The organism is Erwinia sp. L03-1 (genome assembly GCF_058686115.1).
This window is the reverse complement of sequence record NZ_CM178762.1, coordinates 4,288,398-4,304,988: the sequence shown is the minus strand read 5'-3', so window position 1 is coordinate 4,304,988 and position 16,591 is coordinate 4,288,398. Positions and strand designations below refer to the sequence as shown.

At 52.2% G+C, this 16,591-nt stretch carries 14 protein-coding genes and 1 pseudogene; 9 read left to right on the top strand and 6 right to left on the bottom strand.

All coding sequences use genetic code 11. The features are described 5' to 3' along the window. Positions 1–13: 13 nt before the first annotated feature. Entirely contained in the window at positions 14–2,845 is a 2,832-nt protein-coding gene (uvrA, locus tag AC4PCC_RS19745; RefSeq protein ID WP_492125652.1) for an excinuclease ABC subunit UvrA, read from the bottom strand. A 304-nt stretch (positions 2,846–3,149) separates the two neighbouring features. Here uvrA and AC4PCC_RS19740 point away from each other — a divergent pair, with 304 nt between their 5' ends. Beyond that, positions 3,150–3,704 carry a single-stranded DNA-binding protein gene (locus AC4PCC_RS19740; protein ID WP_067704468.1) on the top strand — a complete coding sequence of 185 codons (555 nt, stop codon included), beginning with the start codon at positions 3,150–3,152 and terminating at the stop codon, positions 3,702–3,704. A gap of 222 nt (positions 3,705–3,926) precedes the next feature. Here AC4PCC_RS19740 and AC4PCC_RS19735 read toward each other — a convergent pair whose 3' ends face one another. After that, positions 3,927–4,175, bottom strand: coding sequence for a hypothetical protein (locus tag AC4PCC_RS19735; RefSeq protein WP_492125651.1), 249 nt, complete (start codon positions 4,173–4,175; stop codon positions 3,927–3,929). A 70-nt stretch (positions 4,176–4,245) separates the two neighbouring features. On the opposite strand from AC4PCC_RS19735, the pseudogene AC4PCC_RS19730 reads away from it, so the two are divergent. Together AC4PCC_RS19730 and AC4PCC_RS19725 are read left to right on the top strand one after the other, a co-directional pair. Then, positions 4,246–4,542, top strand: a pseudogene (locus AC4PCC_RS19730) (winged helix-turn-helix transcriptional regulator); the annotation flags it as partial. Between the two features lie 203 nt (positions 4,543–4,745). Beyond that, positions 4,746–5,183 carry a DUF3828 domain-containing protein gene (locus tag AC4PCC_RS19725; protein ID WP_067704464.1) on the top strand — a complete coding sequence of 146 codons (438 nt, stop codon included), beginning with the start codon at positions 4,746–4,748 and terminating at the stop codon, positions 5,181–5,183. A 33-nt stretch (positions 5,184–5,216) separates the two neighbouring features. Here AC4PCC_RS19725 and AC4PCC_RS19720 read toward each other — a convergent pair whose 3' ends face one another. Together AC4PCC_RS19720 and AC4PCC_RS19715 are read right to left on the bottom strand one after the other, a co-directional pair. After that, on the bottom strand, positions 5,217–6,152 hold the full coding sequence (locus tag AC4PCC_RS19720; RefSeq protein ID WP_492125650.1) for a VirK/YbjX family protein: 936 nt from the start codon (positions 6,150–6,152) through the stop codon (positions 5,217–5,219). A 1,109-nt stretch (positions 6,153–7,261) separates the two neighbouring features. Next, entirely contained in the window at positions 7,262–7,657 is a 396-nt protein-coding gene (locus AC4PCC_RS19715; RefSeq protein WP_067704458.1) for a transposase, read from the bottom strand. 542 nt (positions 7,658–8,199) lie between these two features. On the opposite strand from AC4PCC_RS19715, the gene AC4PCC_RS19710 reads away from it, so the two are divergent. Both AC4PCC_RS19710 and AC4PCC_RS19705 read left to right on the top strand, forming a co-directional pair. Continuing rightward, on the top strand, positions 8,200–9,456 hold the full coding sequence (locus tag AC4PCC_RS19710; RefSeq protein WP_492125649.1) for an MATE family efflux transporter: 1,257 nt from the start codon (positions 8,200–8,202) through the stop codon (positions 9,454–9,456). 8 nt (positions 9,457–9,464) lie between these two features. Further along, positions 9,465–10,424: an ATP-grasp fold amidoligase family protein gene (locus AC4PCC_RS19705; protein WP_492125648.1), complete on the top strand. Its 960-nt coding sequence runs from the start codon at positions 9,465–9,467 to the stop codon at positions 10,422–10,424. Positions 10,425–10,486: 62 nt separating this feature from the next. Here the strand turns inward: AC4PCC_RS19705 and AC4PCC_RS19700 are convergent, their stop codons facing one another. Both AC4PCC_RS19700 and soxS read right to left on the bottom strand, forming a co-directional pair. Beyond that, entirely contained in the window at positions 10,487–10,768 is a 282-nt protein-coding gene (locus AC4PCC_RS19700; RefSeq protein WP_067704448.1) for a YjcB family protein, read from the bottom strand. Between the two features lie 172 nt (positions 10,769–10,940). Continuing rightward, positions 10,941–11,342 carry a superoxide response transcriptional regulator SoxS gene (gene soxS / locus AC4PCC_RS19695; RefSeq protein WP_492125647.1) on the bottom strand — a complete coding sequence of 134 codons (402 nt, stop codon included), beginning with the start codon at positions 11,340–11,342 and terminating at the stop codon, positions 10,941–10,943. A 125-nt stretch (positions 11,343–11,467) separates the two neighbouring features. Here soxS and soxR point away from each other — a divergent pair, with 125 nt between their 5' ends. The 4 genes from soxR (at position 11,468) to AC4PCC_RS19675 (ending at position 16,200) form a co-directional block, all read left to right on the top strand. Continuing rightward, a complete protein-coding gene (gene soxR / locus AC4PCC_RS19690) occupies positions 11,468–11,938 on the top strand; it encodes a redox-sensitive transcriptional activator SoxR (RefSeq protein WP_067704442.1) in 471 nt (156 codons plus the stop codon). A 41-nt stretch (positions 11,939–11,979) separates the two neighbouring features. Continuing rightward, complete coding sequence (locus AC4PCC_RS19685) at positions 11,980–12,642, top strand: glutathione S-transferase family protein (RefSeq protein WP_492125646.1); 663 nt, start codon at positions 11,980–11,982, stop codon at positions 12,640–12,642. A gap of 390 nt (positions 12,643–13,032) precedes the next feature. Next, positions 13,033–14,382: an NCS2 family permease gene (locus tag AC4PCC_RS19680; protein WP_345829959.1), complete on the top strand. Its 1,350-nt coding sequence runs from the start codon at positions 13,033–13,035 to the stop codon at positions 14,380–14,382. Positions 14,383–14,550: 168 nt separating this feature from the next. After that, positions 14,551–16,200 carry a Na+/H+ antiporter gene (locus tag AC4PCC_RS19675; RefSeq protein WP_067704431.1) on the top strand — a complete coding sequence of 550 codons (1,650 nt, stop codon included), beginning with the start codon at positions 14,551–14,553 and terminating at the stop codon, positions 16,198–16,200. Positions 16,201–16,591 lie beyond the last annotated feature (391 nt).

Sequence of the window (16,591 nt, the reverse complement as noted above, 5' to 3'; positions counted from 1 at the left end):
CCCCGGCTACATATTATTTCATTTTTAATAAAGGCTTGAGAAAGCGGGCCGTGTGCGACGCTTTGCATTTCGCGACCGTTTCCGGGGTGCCGGAAACCAGTATTTCACCGCCGCCGCTGCCGCCCTCAGGACCCAGGTCGACAATCCAGTCTGCGGTTTTAATCACGTCCAGATTGTGCTCAATCACCACAATGGTATTGCCCTGATCGCGCAGCTGATGCAGCACCTCCAGCAGCTGTTGAATATCGGCAAAGTGCAGGCCGGTAGTCGGTTCGTCAAGGATATAGAGCGTCTGGCCGGTGCCGCGCTTGGACAGCTCGCGCGCCAGCTTCACGCGCTGCGCCTCCCCGCCGGAAAGCGTGGTGGCTGACTGGCCGAGACGAATATAGGAAAGACCTACGTCGATCAGCGTTTGCAGCTTACGCGCCAGTGCCGGTACGGCATCGAAGAATTCACGCGCCTCTTCAATGGTCATTTCCAGCACTTCATGGATGCTTCGGCCTTTATATTTGACCTCCAGCGTTTCACGGTTATAGCGCTTGCCCTTGCACTGGTCGCACGGCACGTAGATATCCGGCAGGAAGTGCATCTCTACCTTAATGACGCCATCGCCCTGACAGGCCTCGCAGCGTCCACCACGGACGTTAAAGCTGAAGCGACCCGGCGTATAGCCGCGCGTCCGCGACTCGGGAACGCCGGCGAACAGCTCGCGTACCGGGGTGAATATTCCCGTATAGGTTGCCGGATTCGATCGCGGCGTGCGGCCAATCGGGCTCTGGTCAATGTCGATAACCTTATCGAAGTGTTCCATCCCGCTGATATCGCGGTACGGCGCCGGTTCAGCAAGGGTTGCACCATTCAGCTGGCGTTGAGCGATAGGGAACAGGGTATCGTTGATCAGGGTCGATTTACCCGACCCGGATACGCCGGTGATACAGCTAAACAAGCCTACCGGCAGCGTGAGCGTCACGTCCTTCAGGTTGTTGCCTTTGGCTCCGGTCAGCTTCAAAACCTTCGCGGGATCGGCCTTAACCCGCTCTTTGGGTATGGCGATCTCGCGCTTGCCGCTAAGGTACTGGCCGGTGAGAGAGGCTTCGACCGCCATGATATCGTCTACGGTTCCTTCTGCCACTACCTGACCGCCGTGGACACCAGCGCCTGGCCCGATATCAATTACGTGGTCAGCGGCGCGGATCGCGTCTTCATCATGCTCGACCACAATGACCGTATTCCCCAGGTTCCGCAGGTGAACCAGCGTCTCCAGCAGACGTTCGTTGTCGCGCTGATGAAGTCCGATTGACGGCTCATCCAGCACGTACATGACGCCGACCAGCCCGGCACCAATCTGGCTGGCGAGGCGGATACGCTGCGCCTCACCGCCGGAAAGGGTTTCGGCAGAGCGGGAGAGAGAGAGATAGTTCAGGCCGACGTTGACCAGAAACTTCAGCCGGTCGCCAATCTCCTTAAGCACCTTTTCGGCGATTTTCGCGCGCTGACCGCTGAGTTGCATATTCAGGAAGAAATCCATCGCATGGCCGATGCTCATATCAGAGATTGTCGGCAGCGTGGTGTTCTCAACGTAGACGTGCCGTGCTTCACGACGCAGACGGGTACCGTGACAGCTGGCGCAGGAGCGGTTGCTGATAAACTTAGCCAGATCCTCACGCACGGCGGAAGATTCCGTCTCTTTATAACGGCGCTCCATATTGTGCAGCACGCCTTCAAAGGCGTGGCGGCGTACCGAGGTGTCACCGCGGTCGTTAATATATTTAAACTCAATACTCTCTTTGCCGGATCCGTAGAGGATCACCTGACGGGCTTTTTCACTTAGCGAGCCAAACGAAGCTTCAATATCGAAGTTCAGGTGCTCGGCCAGCGAACGCAGCATCTGGAAGTAGTAGAAATTACGGCGATCCCAGCCGCGGATCGCACCGCCTGCCAGCGACAGCTCAGGATTCTGTACCACACGATCCGGATCAAAATACTGCTGTACACCGAGACCGTCGCAGGTCGGACAGGCACCGGCTGGATTGTTAAATGAGAACAGGCGCGGTTCCAGCTCGCTCATGCTATAGCCACAGACGGGGCAGGCGAAGTTGGCGGAGAACACCAGCTCTTCCACTTCAGGGTCGTCCATATCGGCAACCACCACCGTACCGCCGGAGAGCTCTAGCGCGGTTTCAAAGGATTCAGCAAGGCGCTGCTGCAGATCGTCGCGCACCTTGAAACGATCCACGACGACTTCAATAGTGTGCTTCTTCTGCAATTCCAGCTTCGGTGGATCGGAGAGATCGCAGACCTCGCCATCAATGCGGGCGCGGATATAGCCCTGCGATGCAAGGTTTTCCAGCGTCTTGGTATGCTCACCCTTACGCTCTTTCACAATCGGGGCCAGCAGCATCAGGCGGCGGCCTTCCGGCAGCGCCAGCACGTTATCAACCATCTGGCTGACGGTCTGCGCGGCCAGCGTCACGTCGTGATCGGGGCAGCGCGGCTCACCCACGCGGGCAAACAGCAGGCGCAGGTAGTCGTGGATTTCAGTGATCGTACCCACGGTAGAGCGCGGGTTATGCGAGGTAGACTTCTGCTCAATGGAAATGGCTGGCGACAGCCCTTCTATATGATCGACATCCGGCTTCTCCATTAGAGAGAGAAACTGCCGGGCATAAGCAGAGAGGGACTCAACGTAGCGGCGCTGTCCTTCGGCGTACAGCGTATCGAACGCCAGCGAAGACTTACCGGAGCCTGACAGGCCTGTGACAACGATCAGTTTGTCGCGAGGGATGATCAGGTTAATATTTTTCAAATTATGGGTGCGAGCACCCCGTACTTCGATCTTATCCATTCACAATTCCCGGATTAACACAGACCTCGCCATGCCGGTCCGGCACGGCCAGAATGAAGCCTGTAAGTATGGCACAAAAAAACCTGATTGGATATACAGTGTTCTGGCGCAGCCCGGGGGACAGGATCCCAACGGCTATCCTGCCCCCAACTTAAAAATTTACGATCCCGCGCAGGCCGCTCGCTGTAATGCGGCAAGCCGTATAAAGCCTCTGAGACCCACATCTGAAAGTAGGATATAAAGGTACGCCATGTTAGAATTTTCGGCTTAGACTTAAAGCAGAACAATTATCGGAGAGACGTACATGGCCAGCAGAGGCGTAAACAAAGTGATTCTGGTCGGAAATCTGGGTCAGGACCCGGAAGTCCGCTACATGCCGAATGGCGGCGCCGTTGCCAACATTACCCTCGCCACGTCCGAAAGCTGGCGTGACAAGCAGACCGGCGAAACCAAAGAGAAGACGGAATGGCACCGCGTCGTGCTGTTCGGCAAGCTGGCGGAAGTTGCCGGTGAGTACCTGCGTAAAGGCTCTCAGGTTTATATCGAGGGTGCACTGCAGACGCGTAAATGGACCGATCAGGCGGGCGTGGAAAAATATACCACCGAGGTCGTGGTTAACGTTGGTGGTACCATGCAGATGCTCGGTGGCCGTCAGAACGGCGGTGCAGGCGCGCCAGCAGGCGGCGGTCAGGGCGGCAGCAACAATAACAACGGTTGGGGCCAGCCACAGCAGCCACAGCAGGGCGGCGGTAACCAGTTTAGCGGCGGTTCACAGCCATCCCGCCCGCAGCCTCAGCAGAACAACGCACCGGCCAGCAGCGAACCTCCGATGGATTTTGATGACGATATCCCATTCTGATTCTCGTCTGAGAATATGTCGTTAGCGGGCAAGAGTCCGTTTTAGGGCAGCCAGAAATTCTCTGGTTGTCTTAGCAGGTAAGGCTCCGTCAACGCGGGGCCTTACTGGTTTATGGAAGAATAAAACCCGTCCTTCCTGGCCTCTGCCCCGCCGTTATCAACCAGCGACTGCCCTGTCATTATCTGCCAGCCACTGCTCTATCTGCCAGCCACTGCTCTGCCGTCACCGTCGCAATGCCCGTTGTGCATTAAAGGTGTCGCTTTTACGCCAGGCCACGCCGTCTTTGCGGGCAAATGCCAGACGATACTTCGCCGCGACGTCATCGGGGCGCGCACGTATGTCGGCATTGAGTTTTTCCTTATCCAGCAGTACGCAGTTGACGCGGCTATTCCAGACCTTTCCCATCAGGTCAGCCAGCTCAGCATAGGTCAGCGTGTCACCGGCAATGAAAATGACCTGATTACGTATCACGGGCTGGTAAAAGAAGAGGGCGGCCGTCAGTCTGCCGATATCCTCCGGCGTGGTCAGCGTTACAGCATACGTGCATCTGTTGGGTACCGAGGGGCCAATGCGGCATGCAGAAATCAGCCGTCGTCTGGACCGTGTGACCCAGCGGATGCTCACCCGCACCCTGCGGCAGCTGGAACGTGATGGTTTGATCTCCCGGCACGACTATCGGGAAAAGCGCCCGCGGGTGGAGTACGCTATCACTCCCCTGGGAAAGGGGCTGCTGGTCCATATGTTACCCCTGTGGCGCTGGGTGATTGACTCCGCCGCACAGTTTCGTCAGGCCCGGGGACGTTATGACAATGTGTTGCGGGATGACCAGGAAGAGTGAAGTTGGTATCCTCAGTGGGGTGGGTAGCGATAAGGCGGCGCTGGCGTGTTGCCCTCCCGGTATAAACGGTTACTAAAAATAACGCAGAAAATCGCTCGACTTCACAGGTTAAAGAGTAAATTAGCTGAGCATTTTACGACGCAGCGGGCAGGGACATCAGCAAAGCGTGAGAGGGAGCGATGAACAGGCAGAGACGGCACTTCATGAAGAGATGGTTACTGGCGCTGGGTATAGCGCTTTTTGCACTGCACGCTGCGGCGAAGGAAAACAGCGCCGATCCCCAGTCACTCAGCAGAGATTTTTACAGCTGGTATCTGACGGCGTTAAGTAAGGATGAAAGCCCAATTGACGAACGCGATCCGCTACTGAAAGAGTACGTCACCCCGCAGCTGTTACAGAAAATCTACGTTCTGATAAAAAGCCCGGACGGCATGGATGATGACTATTTTCTGCAGGATCAGGACTATAGCGATGGCTGGGTCGATCACGTTAGCGCTGGGAAATTCACCATTAACGGTGAAACGGCCTCAGGGGATGTGACCCTGGGCAGCGATGCCAACGACAGGCAGCTGCTGTTGATAACGCTGCATCGGGATCGCGATGGATGGAAGATCGATGATGTGGCAAAAGAGAATCCGTAGCCCTGGGTTAACAGGGCTGTAAACCGGTAAAACTTAGCGGCACCGATCGGCGAATTGTTCAGCCATGGTATCCAGCAGTTCATAACGCCTGCGCGCTTCAGCGCGCTTTTTACTGGCGATGTCTTCAAGCGGCTTGCGCGCGATAGGCATCGGCAGCGTATAAAGATTCTCAGACAGCGGCTGCGCGTTCAGCGTTTCCCAGAATTCGTTATAGTTCGCATGGAAGAGGCTCTTCTTCTTCAGGCGATAACGCAGGCTGCGGAAAATATGCCCGCTGTCGCTGACCGCCTGTATCTGAGTAATTCCCGTCGCAGCAGCAAACAGCATCAGCGTCTCCAGCAGCAATCTTTTAGGGAACAGGCCGTAGCAGGCTTTTGTCGCCTCACGGATCAACTCATGTGGCGTATCGCGATGGGCTCCCTGAATACCACCTATAATCAGCACCTTTACGCCCTGCTGTTCCGTCACTGCAAAGGTCAGCATGGCCAGTTTAACGCCATCACAGGTCACAAACAGGTTCACCTCTCCCTCTCTTTCACAGCTGCCGGTACAGGCAAGGGTGATACTGAAGGCTTCACCGTTCTTTCCCGCAAATTCAATCAGCGCAACGCCCTCTTTGGTCAGCATCGCCTGGCGTAAACGTACCGCGCTGAGATCCTGAGCGAAGCGGTAGTGATCAATTATCGCCTGAGCGCGTTTAACCATCGGCATGCCACCATAAAGGTAGGGGCGATGGATTTTGCTTGGTAGCGTGTGCTGGATCGGCAGAATATCACGCATTACCGGACTCTCTGAGATGGCGCTGACAAGCCTTTGGGTGGCTATCGGGTAGGCCAGCGAGCGGAACAGATACTTAATACGGTAGTCGCGATCGAACCACAATCTTCCTGGCGTTAGCTTGCCAGTAACCAGGGACAGGAAAAAGGTCAGGGAAGTATCCTGACGAGGTGCTACCGCAGTATCAGACATGTTCTGCATTCCAGGGGGGGAGGGGTAAAACGGCATTATAAAGATGTCACTATCAACACAGAGTAAATGCGTTTTTAAGGTTGATGTTTGTTTAGGGTTTGTTGAGAAAATTCCTAATGGATGTGGGCGCTAATCTACATTACCCTCCGTGGAACGTGGCCTGGCGGGTGGCTCAGCAGACAATCGGGGGGTATAAACCGTCCTGTAGTACATATTTTTTTGGTACCAGGATAAGAGCGATCCCGAGGCAGCTGGTACATTGATTAACCTGCACCAGTACGCAATTAACCCTAAAAATCTTCTTCAGACTGGCCGTAATGTGCCTGGTTTTGTATCACATTTGTGATGTAAGGCACTTTTTTAGGAGTGTTCCTGCCCCCTTAACCGCCGTTTATTTTCTCAGGTGCCTGGCACAGCTCAGAATTGTTCCGCTATAAGAATAATCGCTAATGGCATTCATCTATATTTATGGACAGTAAATGTGAGCTACTTAATGCCGTTTCGCCTGAATCTGAGACTACGGAAAATTTATCAATCCAGTGTTAACTCAAATTTTACCCTTAAAAAGTGCGACAGGACATCAATGTTAAGAGGCAATACATAAGGAAACGGCAGTCTCAGGACGTCCCGATGATGAATAAATGAGCAGAAAAGGTCTTATCCTTAAGTTTGCCTTTATTGTTTTCCTGGGTGCGCATTACGCTACGGCGTCATGATATGCGGTTTGGTAAGGGTTGGGGGGCGGGATGGCAGTTTTCTGACGCGGCTTTTCTCTTGATATGGATCAAAGTTATGAATCATTTAAGACCGGGGAATTATTATGATTTTTCACGCCTAAGAGGGGGTGGTTGAACAATCAGTAAGAAGGCTTAATGTCATAGAGTGCGCATTTATCTTTGAAAACAAAGATAAATGCGCATTTAACTACATGAAAATGAAGGGTATTTTTCTGACCTGAAACGCGATCACAGCTAAGCTGGTGAAATTGGATACAGTTAACACATCAAGTAAAAACGACTCCACGGAAACTATTTATAGATTTCAATTAGCATTAAAGATATTTAAAATTGGCATCAGCAGTCACGGGTTTTAAGAATATTGTGTAAGCCCTAGTGATTTTCACAATTGTAAGGATAGTGGTAAACACTACGGCTAATATCAAGCAGGCGACAGCTTCGGCGGGTTCCGATTTCAAACGTATCCTGAAGGTAATTCACCGCCTGCCGCTTATCGTGGGTGGTAAAGAAGTTCTTTAAAACGCTTTGCAGCATCTCCTTATCCGAAGAGAGTATCTGCAGTTCACGTTCAAAGTGGTGCACTTTATCTTCCAACTCCTTGATTTTTCTTCCTTCCTCTGAGGATAATCCGGCATATTTCTTCTTCCAGCTATAGAAGGTGGCCTCAGAAATCCCCAGTTCTTCACAAATCTCTTTAACCTTTACACCACTATCAGATGCTTTAATGGCATTGGTGATTTGCTCTTCGCTATATCGTGACTTTCTCATAAATGCTATTACCTTTCTTAACTATAATGTGATGAGAGTAACTGCACTATTTAATGGATCTGATTAATGAACCAATAAGGGCAATGACATTAAGTGCGCGATTTTTATGACAGTCATTAAGTTAAGGGATTATGGATAAATATCATCATGGGATTTCTCCGATTTTATTTCTAAAGGCCGGAGTTAGCTTTCGATATTTGGGTTTTTGTTATAAATTCGTTTCATGCCGACAACAAGACCAGCGTCTAATTCAGAATTCTCCAGCAGGCGAAGGAGGTTTTCTGTGCGAATCTGTTTTCCGTCAGACAGCTCTTTCAGACGAAGACCGAGGGTTTAAAGACCAGGTAAAGACAGAAAAAGTTATTGCCGTAAGGTAGTATTTTAAAATAACGCTTTTCGTTAAGAGCGAAAGCTATACTGCTGTATGATTAAAAATATTCAGGCGTCTTTTTTCGCCAGGGGAAATTCAGCAAATTTCTTTTGTTGTAAACAAGGATGTACCGTTTTTTGCAGTAAGTAGTTCGTGTCAAAAGGATGCTTTAATGAAACACAGTGTTATGTCAAACGCCGCCTGGATGATGTCGGAAAAAATCGTTTCCGTCTTCGGCGTGATATTTGTGACGTCTTATGTCGCGAAATCATTTGGTCCTACTGTCTTTGGACAAATAGCATTTTCTGCTTCACTTTTTTCAATTGTTCAGACGGTCGCCATTTTTGGCACAGAGACCATTTTATTTAAGAGTATTAGCAAAAGCGTGCCAAAGGGGATGCGCCTGATGGCGGTAGCGAAGCAGTTGCGGATGGCGCTTTTGCTCATACTTTCTTTACCCGTATTACTTTACGTTTGGCTGACCATGCGCGAAAACTTTATGGTATTTGCGATCGCCTCTTTTCTGTCGGCCATGTTTGTTACACAGGATATTTTTAGCGTTTACAATAATGCGCGACTGGCGTCGAGAATGAATACCGTCGCCAATGCCACAGGAATGATACTGAGCTTCGCCATCAGTTTTACCATTGCCTGGATGAAGCTCAGCCCGTTACTGTTATCGCTGTCGATTGTTGCCGTCACGCTGGTGCCCTATCTGATCAAACGCGGCATGTTTTATCAGGCGCAAAGCATTACTCCGCCACCCAGGCGTAAACATAAAACCTATCTGCGCTACCTGCTGCATGCGGGCCTGCCGCTGGCCATATCCAGCGTGTTTATCTCGATTCAGGTGAAGCTGGCGCAGTTTTTTCTGGTTGGGGTGGGATCTGCGCATGAGCTGGGGCTGTTTACCGCCGCGAACACGATATCGGCCTCGTGGATTTTTATCCCGGTGGCGATCATTACGTCCTGCTTTACGGAGATATTCAGAGCGCGGTCAGATGTTGCAATCCGGCTGGCCTCAAGGCTCTACGGCTATGTTATGGCAGTCTCATTTCTGATGCTTATTTTCATTGCGCTGTTTGGCGACAGTATTATCAGTGTCCTCTTTGGACACGACTACACACAATCTGGAAATCTCGTTACGTTATTGTCGTTAGCAACCTGCTTTTCGGCAATGGGGACAGTAGCTTATCGCTATATGGTGAAAGAGGGTGGTTTTAATTATCTGTTGGTAAAGATTATTTTACTGGTGGTAATTAGCGTGGCAACCAACTGGTTTTTCATCCGTTCCTGGGGGTTAACAGGCGCAGCCTGGAGTGTTCTTGTGACGGAACTCTTATCCCTGACCGTAATGAACTATTTCTTTAAGAATGCCGTCATTCTTAAAATACAGCTTTCCTCACTTAACTACAAAACCTACAAATGAGGTGAAAAATGTTCAAGCTCAAAACTGAACTGAGAAAAGGCGTCTTATATCTGTTAAAAAAGATGCCATGGTCCTACCAGGACAGAATTTATTATTTCCATAAATTTAGAAAGTTACCTAACATTCGCCAGCCGAAGTTATTTAATGAGAAGGTTTTATATCGTAAATTTATCACCGGGGACTACGTTCGTTATGGGATCCTATCGGATAAAATTCTTGTGAGAGACTATATTTCAAAAACCATCGGCGAAGAGTATCTCATTCCGCTGCTGTATGAAACGGCCGATCCCATTACGCTGCTGGGACTTAAATCATTAAAAAATACCGTTATCAAACCGAACCACGGCTCCGGTATGGTAGAAATCTTTCTGGATGAGCCGGACTGCATCCAGAAACAGCTGTTGATTAAACGCTGTGAAGAGTGGCTAAGTCGTGATTTCTCGCATGAAGCACGCGAGATCCACTATCGTTACATCAAGCCCAGGATTCTGGTGGAGCAGTATGTGGGCGACGGCAAGTTCGCTGCTATTGACTACAAGTTTCATATGTTCAATAAAAAAGACGGCAATTATGAGTACGTGCTGCAGGTGATTTACAACCGCATCGGCAACTCGCCGCTCTCTATGAACTTTTACGTCAACAATCTTAGCCACTGCTTCTACAAGATCCGCGATACGGGCCTGGATATCAGCAGCGATCGGGAGACGCTCGAGAAGGCTCTGGAGTTAAGTAAGAAGCTGGCGAGTGACTTCGATTATGTTCGCGTTGACTGGTACATCAGTGAGGGCCAGATCTACTTTGGCGAGCTGACTTTCACCCCGGGCGCGGGGATGGTCACCGGACTGGAACAGGGGCTGGATAAAATGATGGGTGATATGTGGCTCCAGGAGCGTAAATCTGCCGCGCTGCCGCGGGCGCATCGCCCGGAAGAGACAGCGCCTCTACCTGCTGTATTTAAGAAGATCTGATGATGTGGTTAAGGTAAACGGTGAGCCGCCTGTTACTCAGAATTTGCGGCTCACGGGGGCGGTTAAGGCATGGGGTAATCGGCGGGCGTGTGGCTCATTACGTCGATGAAGACATCTTTAGTGACGTGCCAAAAATTTTGTAGATTGCTCATGCTTAGCGTCATGCCCAGCAGGCCGGTTACAAACCAGCAGGACATGCCGATCCCGATGCCGGTAAAGATAAAGGCCATTGCGTTATGGCTGCTTTTACGGCACCTGACGTTAAATGTGCTGGCCAGAAACATCATCACAGCACTCACCAGTTCCCATCTCATCAATATCAGGCTTGTGGTTAAGGTTCCCATATCTCGTTCAAACTCCGCGAATAACTGCCCTGACAATAGGTAGTGGCATCACGCGATTTGGACGAAGGGTTGCCAGGATAAGCCCTTAGTCGAAGCTGACCCAGAGGTCATATAAGTGTGACGACGGTCACATTATATCACTCGTTTTTAAAATTTGAATAATTTTTAGGCATTAAAGCAGGCTATTGCTGTGATATCCCATGCCAGCACTGCAGTCAAAGGCATAGCTGGTCTGACGGGTCAGCGACTGGCGGCGCATGCTATGGCGGTAAGCGGTAGGCGTCAGGGAAAACTGGCGGCGGAAGACGCGGGAAAATGTCTGCTGCGAATCATAGCCATACTGCATCGCAATATCAAAAACCGACCGCTGCGTCTTACGAAGCGCTTCAGCGGCCAGCGTTAACCTGCGCTCACGAATATATCCCCCCAGCGTCTGTTTGGTCACGGCGCGAAACATCCGCTGCAGATGCCATTTTGAATAGCCCGATTTAGCGGCGACGTCATCAATTGACAGGGTTTTGTCGAGATTATTCTCAATCCAGTCGGTCAGTGTGTGGATGATGTTGTCATGCATACGTCTTTTCTCCCTGGTTCAGCTGCGCTGTCAGCCCCGGATGGGTAAATTGCGCCAGAAACGATGTCGCCTTCTCAATGGCCGCTGAGTATAATTCCTTAAGTTAACTTGAGGTAAAGGGCAAAATGAAAAAAAATCTCCACGGCGCGAACAAGCGTGAACTGACACCAGGCGATGTGGCACAGCGCTGTGGCGTCGCCGTATCAGCGCTCCATTTCTATGAAAGTAAAGGATTAATCAGCAGCTTTCGCAATCCGGGAAATCAGCGGCGCTATAACCGCGACGTACTGCGACGGGTCGCAATTGTTAAAATTGCCCAGCGCATCGGTATACCTCTGGCAACCATTGGTGAGCATCTGCTGCAATTTCCACCGGGAAAAAGGATGTCGCCTAAGGACTGGCGAGGCCTGACCGAACGCTGGCGGCAAGAGCTGGATCGACGTATCGCGACGCTGACCCGACTGCGCGACGACCTGGATGGCTGCATCGGCTGCGGCTGCCTGTCTATGGCCGACTGCCCTTTGCGCAACCCTGATGACCGCCTTGGCGAACGGGGGACCGGTGCGATCCTGCTGGAGCCGACGAACGAGCCATAAGGTCTATACTCAACGCTTCGCAATCACTATAAGGCCAGCCCATGATTACCGTTCACCATCTGAATAACTCCCGCTCACAGCGCGTACTCTGGATGCTGGAGGAGCTTGACGTTGCGTATGAAATCAAACGCTATCAGCGAGAAGCGTCGATGCTGGCACCCGAGGCGCTAAAAAAAGTGCATCCGCTGGGCAAATCTCCGGTTATTACCGATGGCGATCGGGTTATTGCGGAATCCGGCGCGATCCTTGAGTACCTTGCAGAACGCTATGATAGCGAAAACCGACTAAAACCTGTTGATGATGACGCGCGTCTTCAGGCTCGTTACTGGCTGCACTACGCCGAAGGATCGCTGATGCCGCTGCTGGTAATGAAGCTGATCTTTGGCCGGATGGGGAAACCGCCGGTGCCCTGGCTGTTACGCCCGATTGGTGGCGCATTCGGCAAGGGGGTGCAAAAGGCGTATCTCGATAAACAGCTGACCACGCATCGGGAATTCATTGAGCAGCACCTGAGCCATAATGCATGGTTTGCCGGTACGCAGATAAGTATTGCCGATGTGCAAATGAGCTTTCCGCTACAGGCGCTTTCGGCGCGTGGCGGGGCGGAAAACTCACCGGCTATTCAGGCATGGTTAAGCAAAGTGCAGGCCCGAAGCGCCTGGCAGCGCGCCCTGCAACAGGGCGGCGAAGTCAACCTCGGCTAAATCTTCCCCTGAAATTAGCATGAGCGGCGCAGGTGGCTTCCTGCGTCACCCTGTCATAAGAAAGTGCTATTAGAGCGCGTTATGCCGGGTGGGTAGAGTCACCCTGGTGGCTAACTGAGCAGGGTGACCGCCCTGACGACCCTGTCGGCGTAAATATATGCGCGATCGGAGTTGAATCTGCGGCATTAAAGGCTGGATAATCGTTTGCCTTTTAAAACAATGCGGCTTTTTGCGTGGCGTAGTTAACGTTTCCCTTTTTTTCCGATCGCCGCCTCTGAGGGGGCTTTTGCGATCTGTGAACATAGCGGCCCAGGATGTAAACGTTGAACCCGGTTGAGCTTCCTGCACCACGCATTGATAAATCATAAAAATTTTCAGGGGATTTTCACTATGTCGACTCCTTCACAACCGGCGCGCGGAACGTTAGATGCCTGGTTTAAGATCTCAGCGCGAGGAAGCTCCGTTCGTCAGGAGATTCTGGCGGGCCTCACCACCTTCCTTGCTATGGTTTATTCGGTGATTGTGGTGCCGTCTATGCTGGGCAAGGCCGGTTTCCCACCCGCGGCGGTATTTGTTTCAACCTGTCTGGTCGCTGGTTTTGGTTCGCTGATTATGGGAATGTGGGCCAATCTGCCCATGGCTATTGGCTGCGCAATTTCACTGACGGCCTTTACCGCTTTTAGCCTGGTGCTGGGTCAGCATATCAGCGTGCCGGTGGCGCTGGGGGCAGTATTCCTGATGGGGATCCTCTTTACCATCATTTCAGCGACCGGTATTCGGGCCTGGATCCTGCGTAACCTGCCGATGGGTGTGGCACATGGGACAGGCGTCGGCATTGGGCTTTTCCTTCTGCTGATCGCGGCCGACGGCGTAGGCCTGGTCGTGAAGAACCCCGCACCGGGCTTACCGGTGGCGCTGGGTGATTTCGCCTCTTTTCCGGTGATTATGTCGTTACTGGGGCTTGCAGTCATTTTTGGGCTGGAGAAGCTGCGCGTGCCGGGCGGTATTCTGCTGACCATCATTGGTATTTCCGTTATCGGGCTTATTTTCGATCCGGCAGTGAAATACCAGGGGCTGTTTGCACTACCCAGCCTGCACGATGCACAGGGAAATTCGCTGGTTTTCAGCCTGGATATTCTGGGGGCGCTCAAACCTGCGGTGCTGCCAAGCGTGCTGGCGCTGGTCATGACGGCCGTATTTGACGCCACCGGCACCATCCGCGCCGTAGCCGGACAGGCTAACCTGCTGGATAAAGATAATCAGATTATCAGCGGCGGCAAAGCGCTGACCACGGACTCCGTCAGCAGTATTTTTGCGGGTCTGGTGGGCGCTTCTCCAGCGGCTGTCTATATTGAATCGGCGGCGGGTACGGCGGCGGGTGGCAAAACGGGCCTGACGGCAATCGTGGTGGGCATCCTGTTTCTGCTGATCCTGTTCCTTTCTCCCCTGGCGTATCTGGTGCCTGGCTATGCGACGGCACCGGCACTGATGTATGTTGGCCTGCTGATGCTTAGCAACGTTTCAAAAATTGATTTTGAAGACTTTGTTGATGCGATGTCCGGGCTGCTGGCTGCGGTATTTATCGTTCTGACCTGTAACATCGTTACCGGTATTATGCTCGGCTTTGGTTCGCTGGTTGTCGGTCGGATTTTTGCCGGTGAGTGGCGCAGGTTGAACCCAGGTACGGTGATTATTGCCATCGCACTGGTGGCCTTCTATGCGGGCGGCTGGGCCATCTGATGCCTCGCGGGGCCGTTAATACGGCCCGTTAACTTTTCAGGTTATTCTGCGTCGATAGCGCACATCCTGTTTTTAAACCATTTAATTTTTTGTTTTACTATTGCAGCGAACAAGCTGATTTAATCGATTGGATCACGTGTAAAACCCAGGAAGCCGTTTAAGGAAAGCATGGAAATCTTTTTTACTATCCTCATATTAACGCTGGTGGTGTCGCTGTCTGGCGTCGCTGCCCGCATCATTCCCTTTCAAATTCCGCTGCCGCTGGTACAGATAGCGATGGGGGCGCTGCTTGCCTGGCCTACGTTCGGGCTGCATGTAGACTTCGACCCCGAACTGTTTTTGGTGCTGTTTATCCCGCCGCTGCTCTTTGCCGACGGTTGGAAGACGCCAACCAGCGAGTTCCTGCATCACGGACGCGAAATTATCGGTCTGGCGCTGGTGCTGGTGCTGATCACCGTGGTGGGTATTGGCTATCTGATTTACTGGCTGGTGCCGGGTATTCCCCTGCTGGGTGCCTTTGCCCTGGCGGCAGTACTTTCGCCCACCGATGCCGTGGCATTATCCGGCATTGTCGGAGAAGGGCGCATCCCGAAAAAAATTATGTCAATCCTGCAGGGTGAGGCGCTGATGAACGACGCGTCTGGCCTGGTGTCACTGAAGTTTGCCGTTGCGGTCGCGATGGGAACGATGGTGTTTACCGTGTCGGGCGCCACCCTTGAGTTCTGCAAGGTCGCGATTGGTGGTCTGCTGGCCGGGATCGCAATCTGCTGGCTGTATGGTAAGTCGCTGCGCCTGTTCAGCCGCTGGAGCGGGGACGACCCGGCAACCCAGACCGTGCTGCTGCTGCTGCTTCCCTTTGCCTCTTACCTGATTGCGGAACACATTGGCGTATCCGGTATCCTGGCCGCCGTCGCGGCGGGTATGACAATCACCCGCTCTGGCATTATCCGTCAGGCCCCGCTTGCTATGCGTCTGCGTGCTAACAGCGTCTGGCAGATGCTGGAATTTGTCTTTAACGGCATGGTCTTCCTGATGCTGGGTCTGCAACTGCCGGGTATCCTTGATACCTCGGTAAGCCAGGCGAAGGCTGATCCTAACGTCGAGTTGTGGATGCTGTTTGCCTCAGTAGTGATGATTTATGGCGCACTGATGATAGTGCGTTTTAGCTGGCTGTGGATGATGCAGTTAATCAGTAAGCGCGTGCTTAAAAAGAGCCCGATGGAATTCAGCAGCTATTCGCTGCGTGAGCTGTTAATTGCCTCATTTGCGGGCGTACGCGGTGCCATTACGCTGGCCGGTGTACTCTCCATTCCGCTCTACCTGACCAATGGGGATGCCTATCCTGCTCGCTATGAGTTGATATTCCTCGCGACTGGCGTGATCCTGCTGTCCCTGCTGGTGGGTGTAGTGCTGCTGCCCCTGCTGCTGCGTGGCATTCCCGGCATGGACAAAACGGCGCATCGACATGAAGTGCAAATGGCGCGCGCGGTTATGGCGGGTACGGCGATTGAAAGCCTGCATAAAATGGAGGAGCGTCTGATTGCCGACACCGAAGAGAACATTGACGTTGAACTGCTGAAAGAGGTGAGTTCGCGGGTGATTGGCAATATGCGCCGCCGGGTGGATGGTAAAGAGGATTTAGAGCGGGCGCTGTTTGCCGAAAATCTTGAACGCCGCTTCCGCCTGACTGCGCTTCGTGCGGAGCGCGGGGAGCTTTATCATCTGCGTGCGACGCAAAAAATCAGCAACGAGACCATGCAGAAACTGCTGCACGATCTTGACCTGCTGGAAACGCTCCTTATCGAGAAAGAAGAGTAGCCATCGCCCCCGCGGACTATCAGGGTTCGCGGGGGTATTCTATATTCGTTCGTCCCATTATCCTTTCTCCCTACCATTTATCCGTTCATCCGTTCATCCGTTCATCCGTTCATCCGTTCATCCGTTCATCCGTTCATCCGTTCATCCGTTCATCCTTTCATCCAGTTATCCATTTATCCATTTATCCATTTATCCATTTATCCAGTTATCCATTTATCCATTTATCCATTTATCCATTCTCCATATCCATTCATCCTGCATCCATTTATCCGCGTTTGTTTAGCCGTGATCTTAACCGTGGCCTGTTTCATTTTAGTACGCTGCCGGTAGTGATATCGTCATTTCGCCTCGCCTCGCCCCTTCGCCTTAAACGCTCTATAATCCTGGCGGT

Bases quoted from the DNA above. Each gene is read 5' to 3' on its own strand.
- uvrA (WP_492125652.1), bottom strand. From the start codon at position 2,845: ATGGATAAGATCGAAGTACGGGGTGCTCGCACCCATAATTTGAAAAAT.
- AC4PCC_RS19740 (WP_067704468.1), top strand. From the start codon at position 3,150: ATGGCCAGCAGAGGCGTAAACAAAGTGATTCTGGTCGGAAATCTGGGT.
- AC4PCC_RS19725 (WP_067704464.1), top strand. From the start codon at position 4,746: ATGAAGAGATGGTTACTGGCGCTGGGTATAGCGCTTTTTGCACTGCAC.
- AC4PCC_RS19720 (WP_492125650.1), bottom strand. From the start codon at position 6,152: ATGTCTGATACTGCGGTAGCACCTCGTCAGGATACTTCCCTGACCTTT.
- AC4PCC_RS19715 (WP_067704458.1), bottom strand. From the start codon at position 7,657: ATGAGAAAGTCACGATATAGCGAAGAGCAAATCACCAATGCCATTAAA.
- AC4PCC_RS19710 (WP_492125649.1), top strand. From the start codon at position 8,200: ATGAAACACAGTGTTATGTCAAACGCCGCCTGGATGATGTCGGAAAAA.
- AC4PCC_RS19705 (WP_492125648.1), top strand. From the start codon at position 9,465: ATGTTCAAGCTCAAAACTGAACTGAGAAAAGGCGTCTTATATCTGTTA.
- AC4PCC_RS19700 (WP_067704448.1), bottom strand. From the start codon at position 10,768: ATGGGAACCTTAACCACAAGCCTGATATTGATGAGATGGGAACTGGTG.
- soxS (WP_492125647.1), bottom strand. From the start codon at position 11,342: ATGCATGACAACATCATCCACACACTGACCGACTGGATTGAGAATAAT.
- soxR (WP_067704442.1), top strand. From the start codon at position 11,468: ATGAAAAAAAATCTCCACGGCGCGAACAAGCGTGAACTGACACCAGGC.
- AC4PCC_RS19685 (WP_492125646.1), top strand. From the start codon at position 11,980: ATGATTACCGTTCACCATCTGAATAACTCCCGCTCACAGCGCGTACTC.
- AC4PCC_RS19680 (WP_345829959.1), top strand. From the start codon at position 13,033: ATGTCGACTCCTTCACAACCGGCGCGCGGAACGTTAGATGCCTGGTTT.
- AC4PCC_RS19675 (WP_067704431.1), top strand. From the start codon at position 14,551: ATGGAAATCTTTTTTACTATCCTCATATTAACGCTGGTGGTGTCGCTG.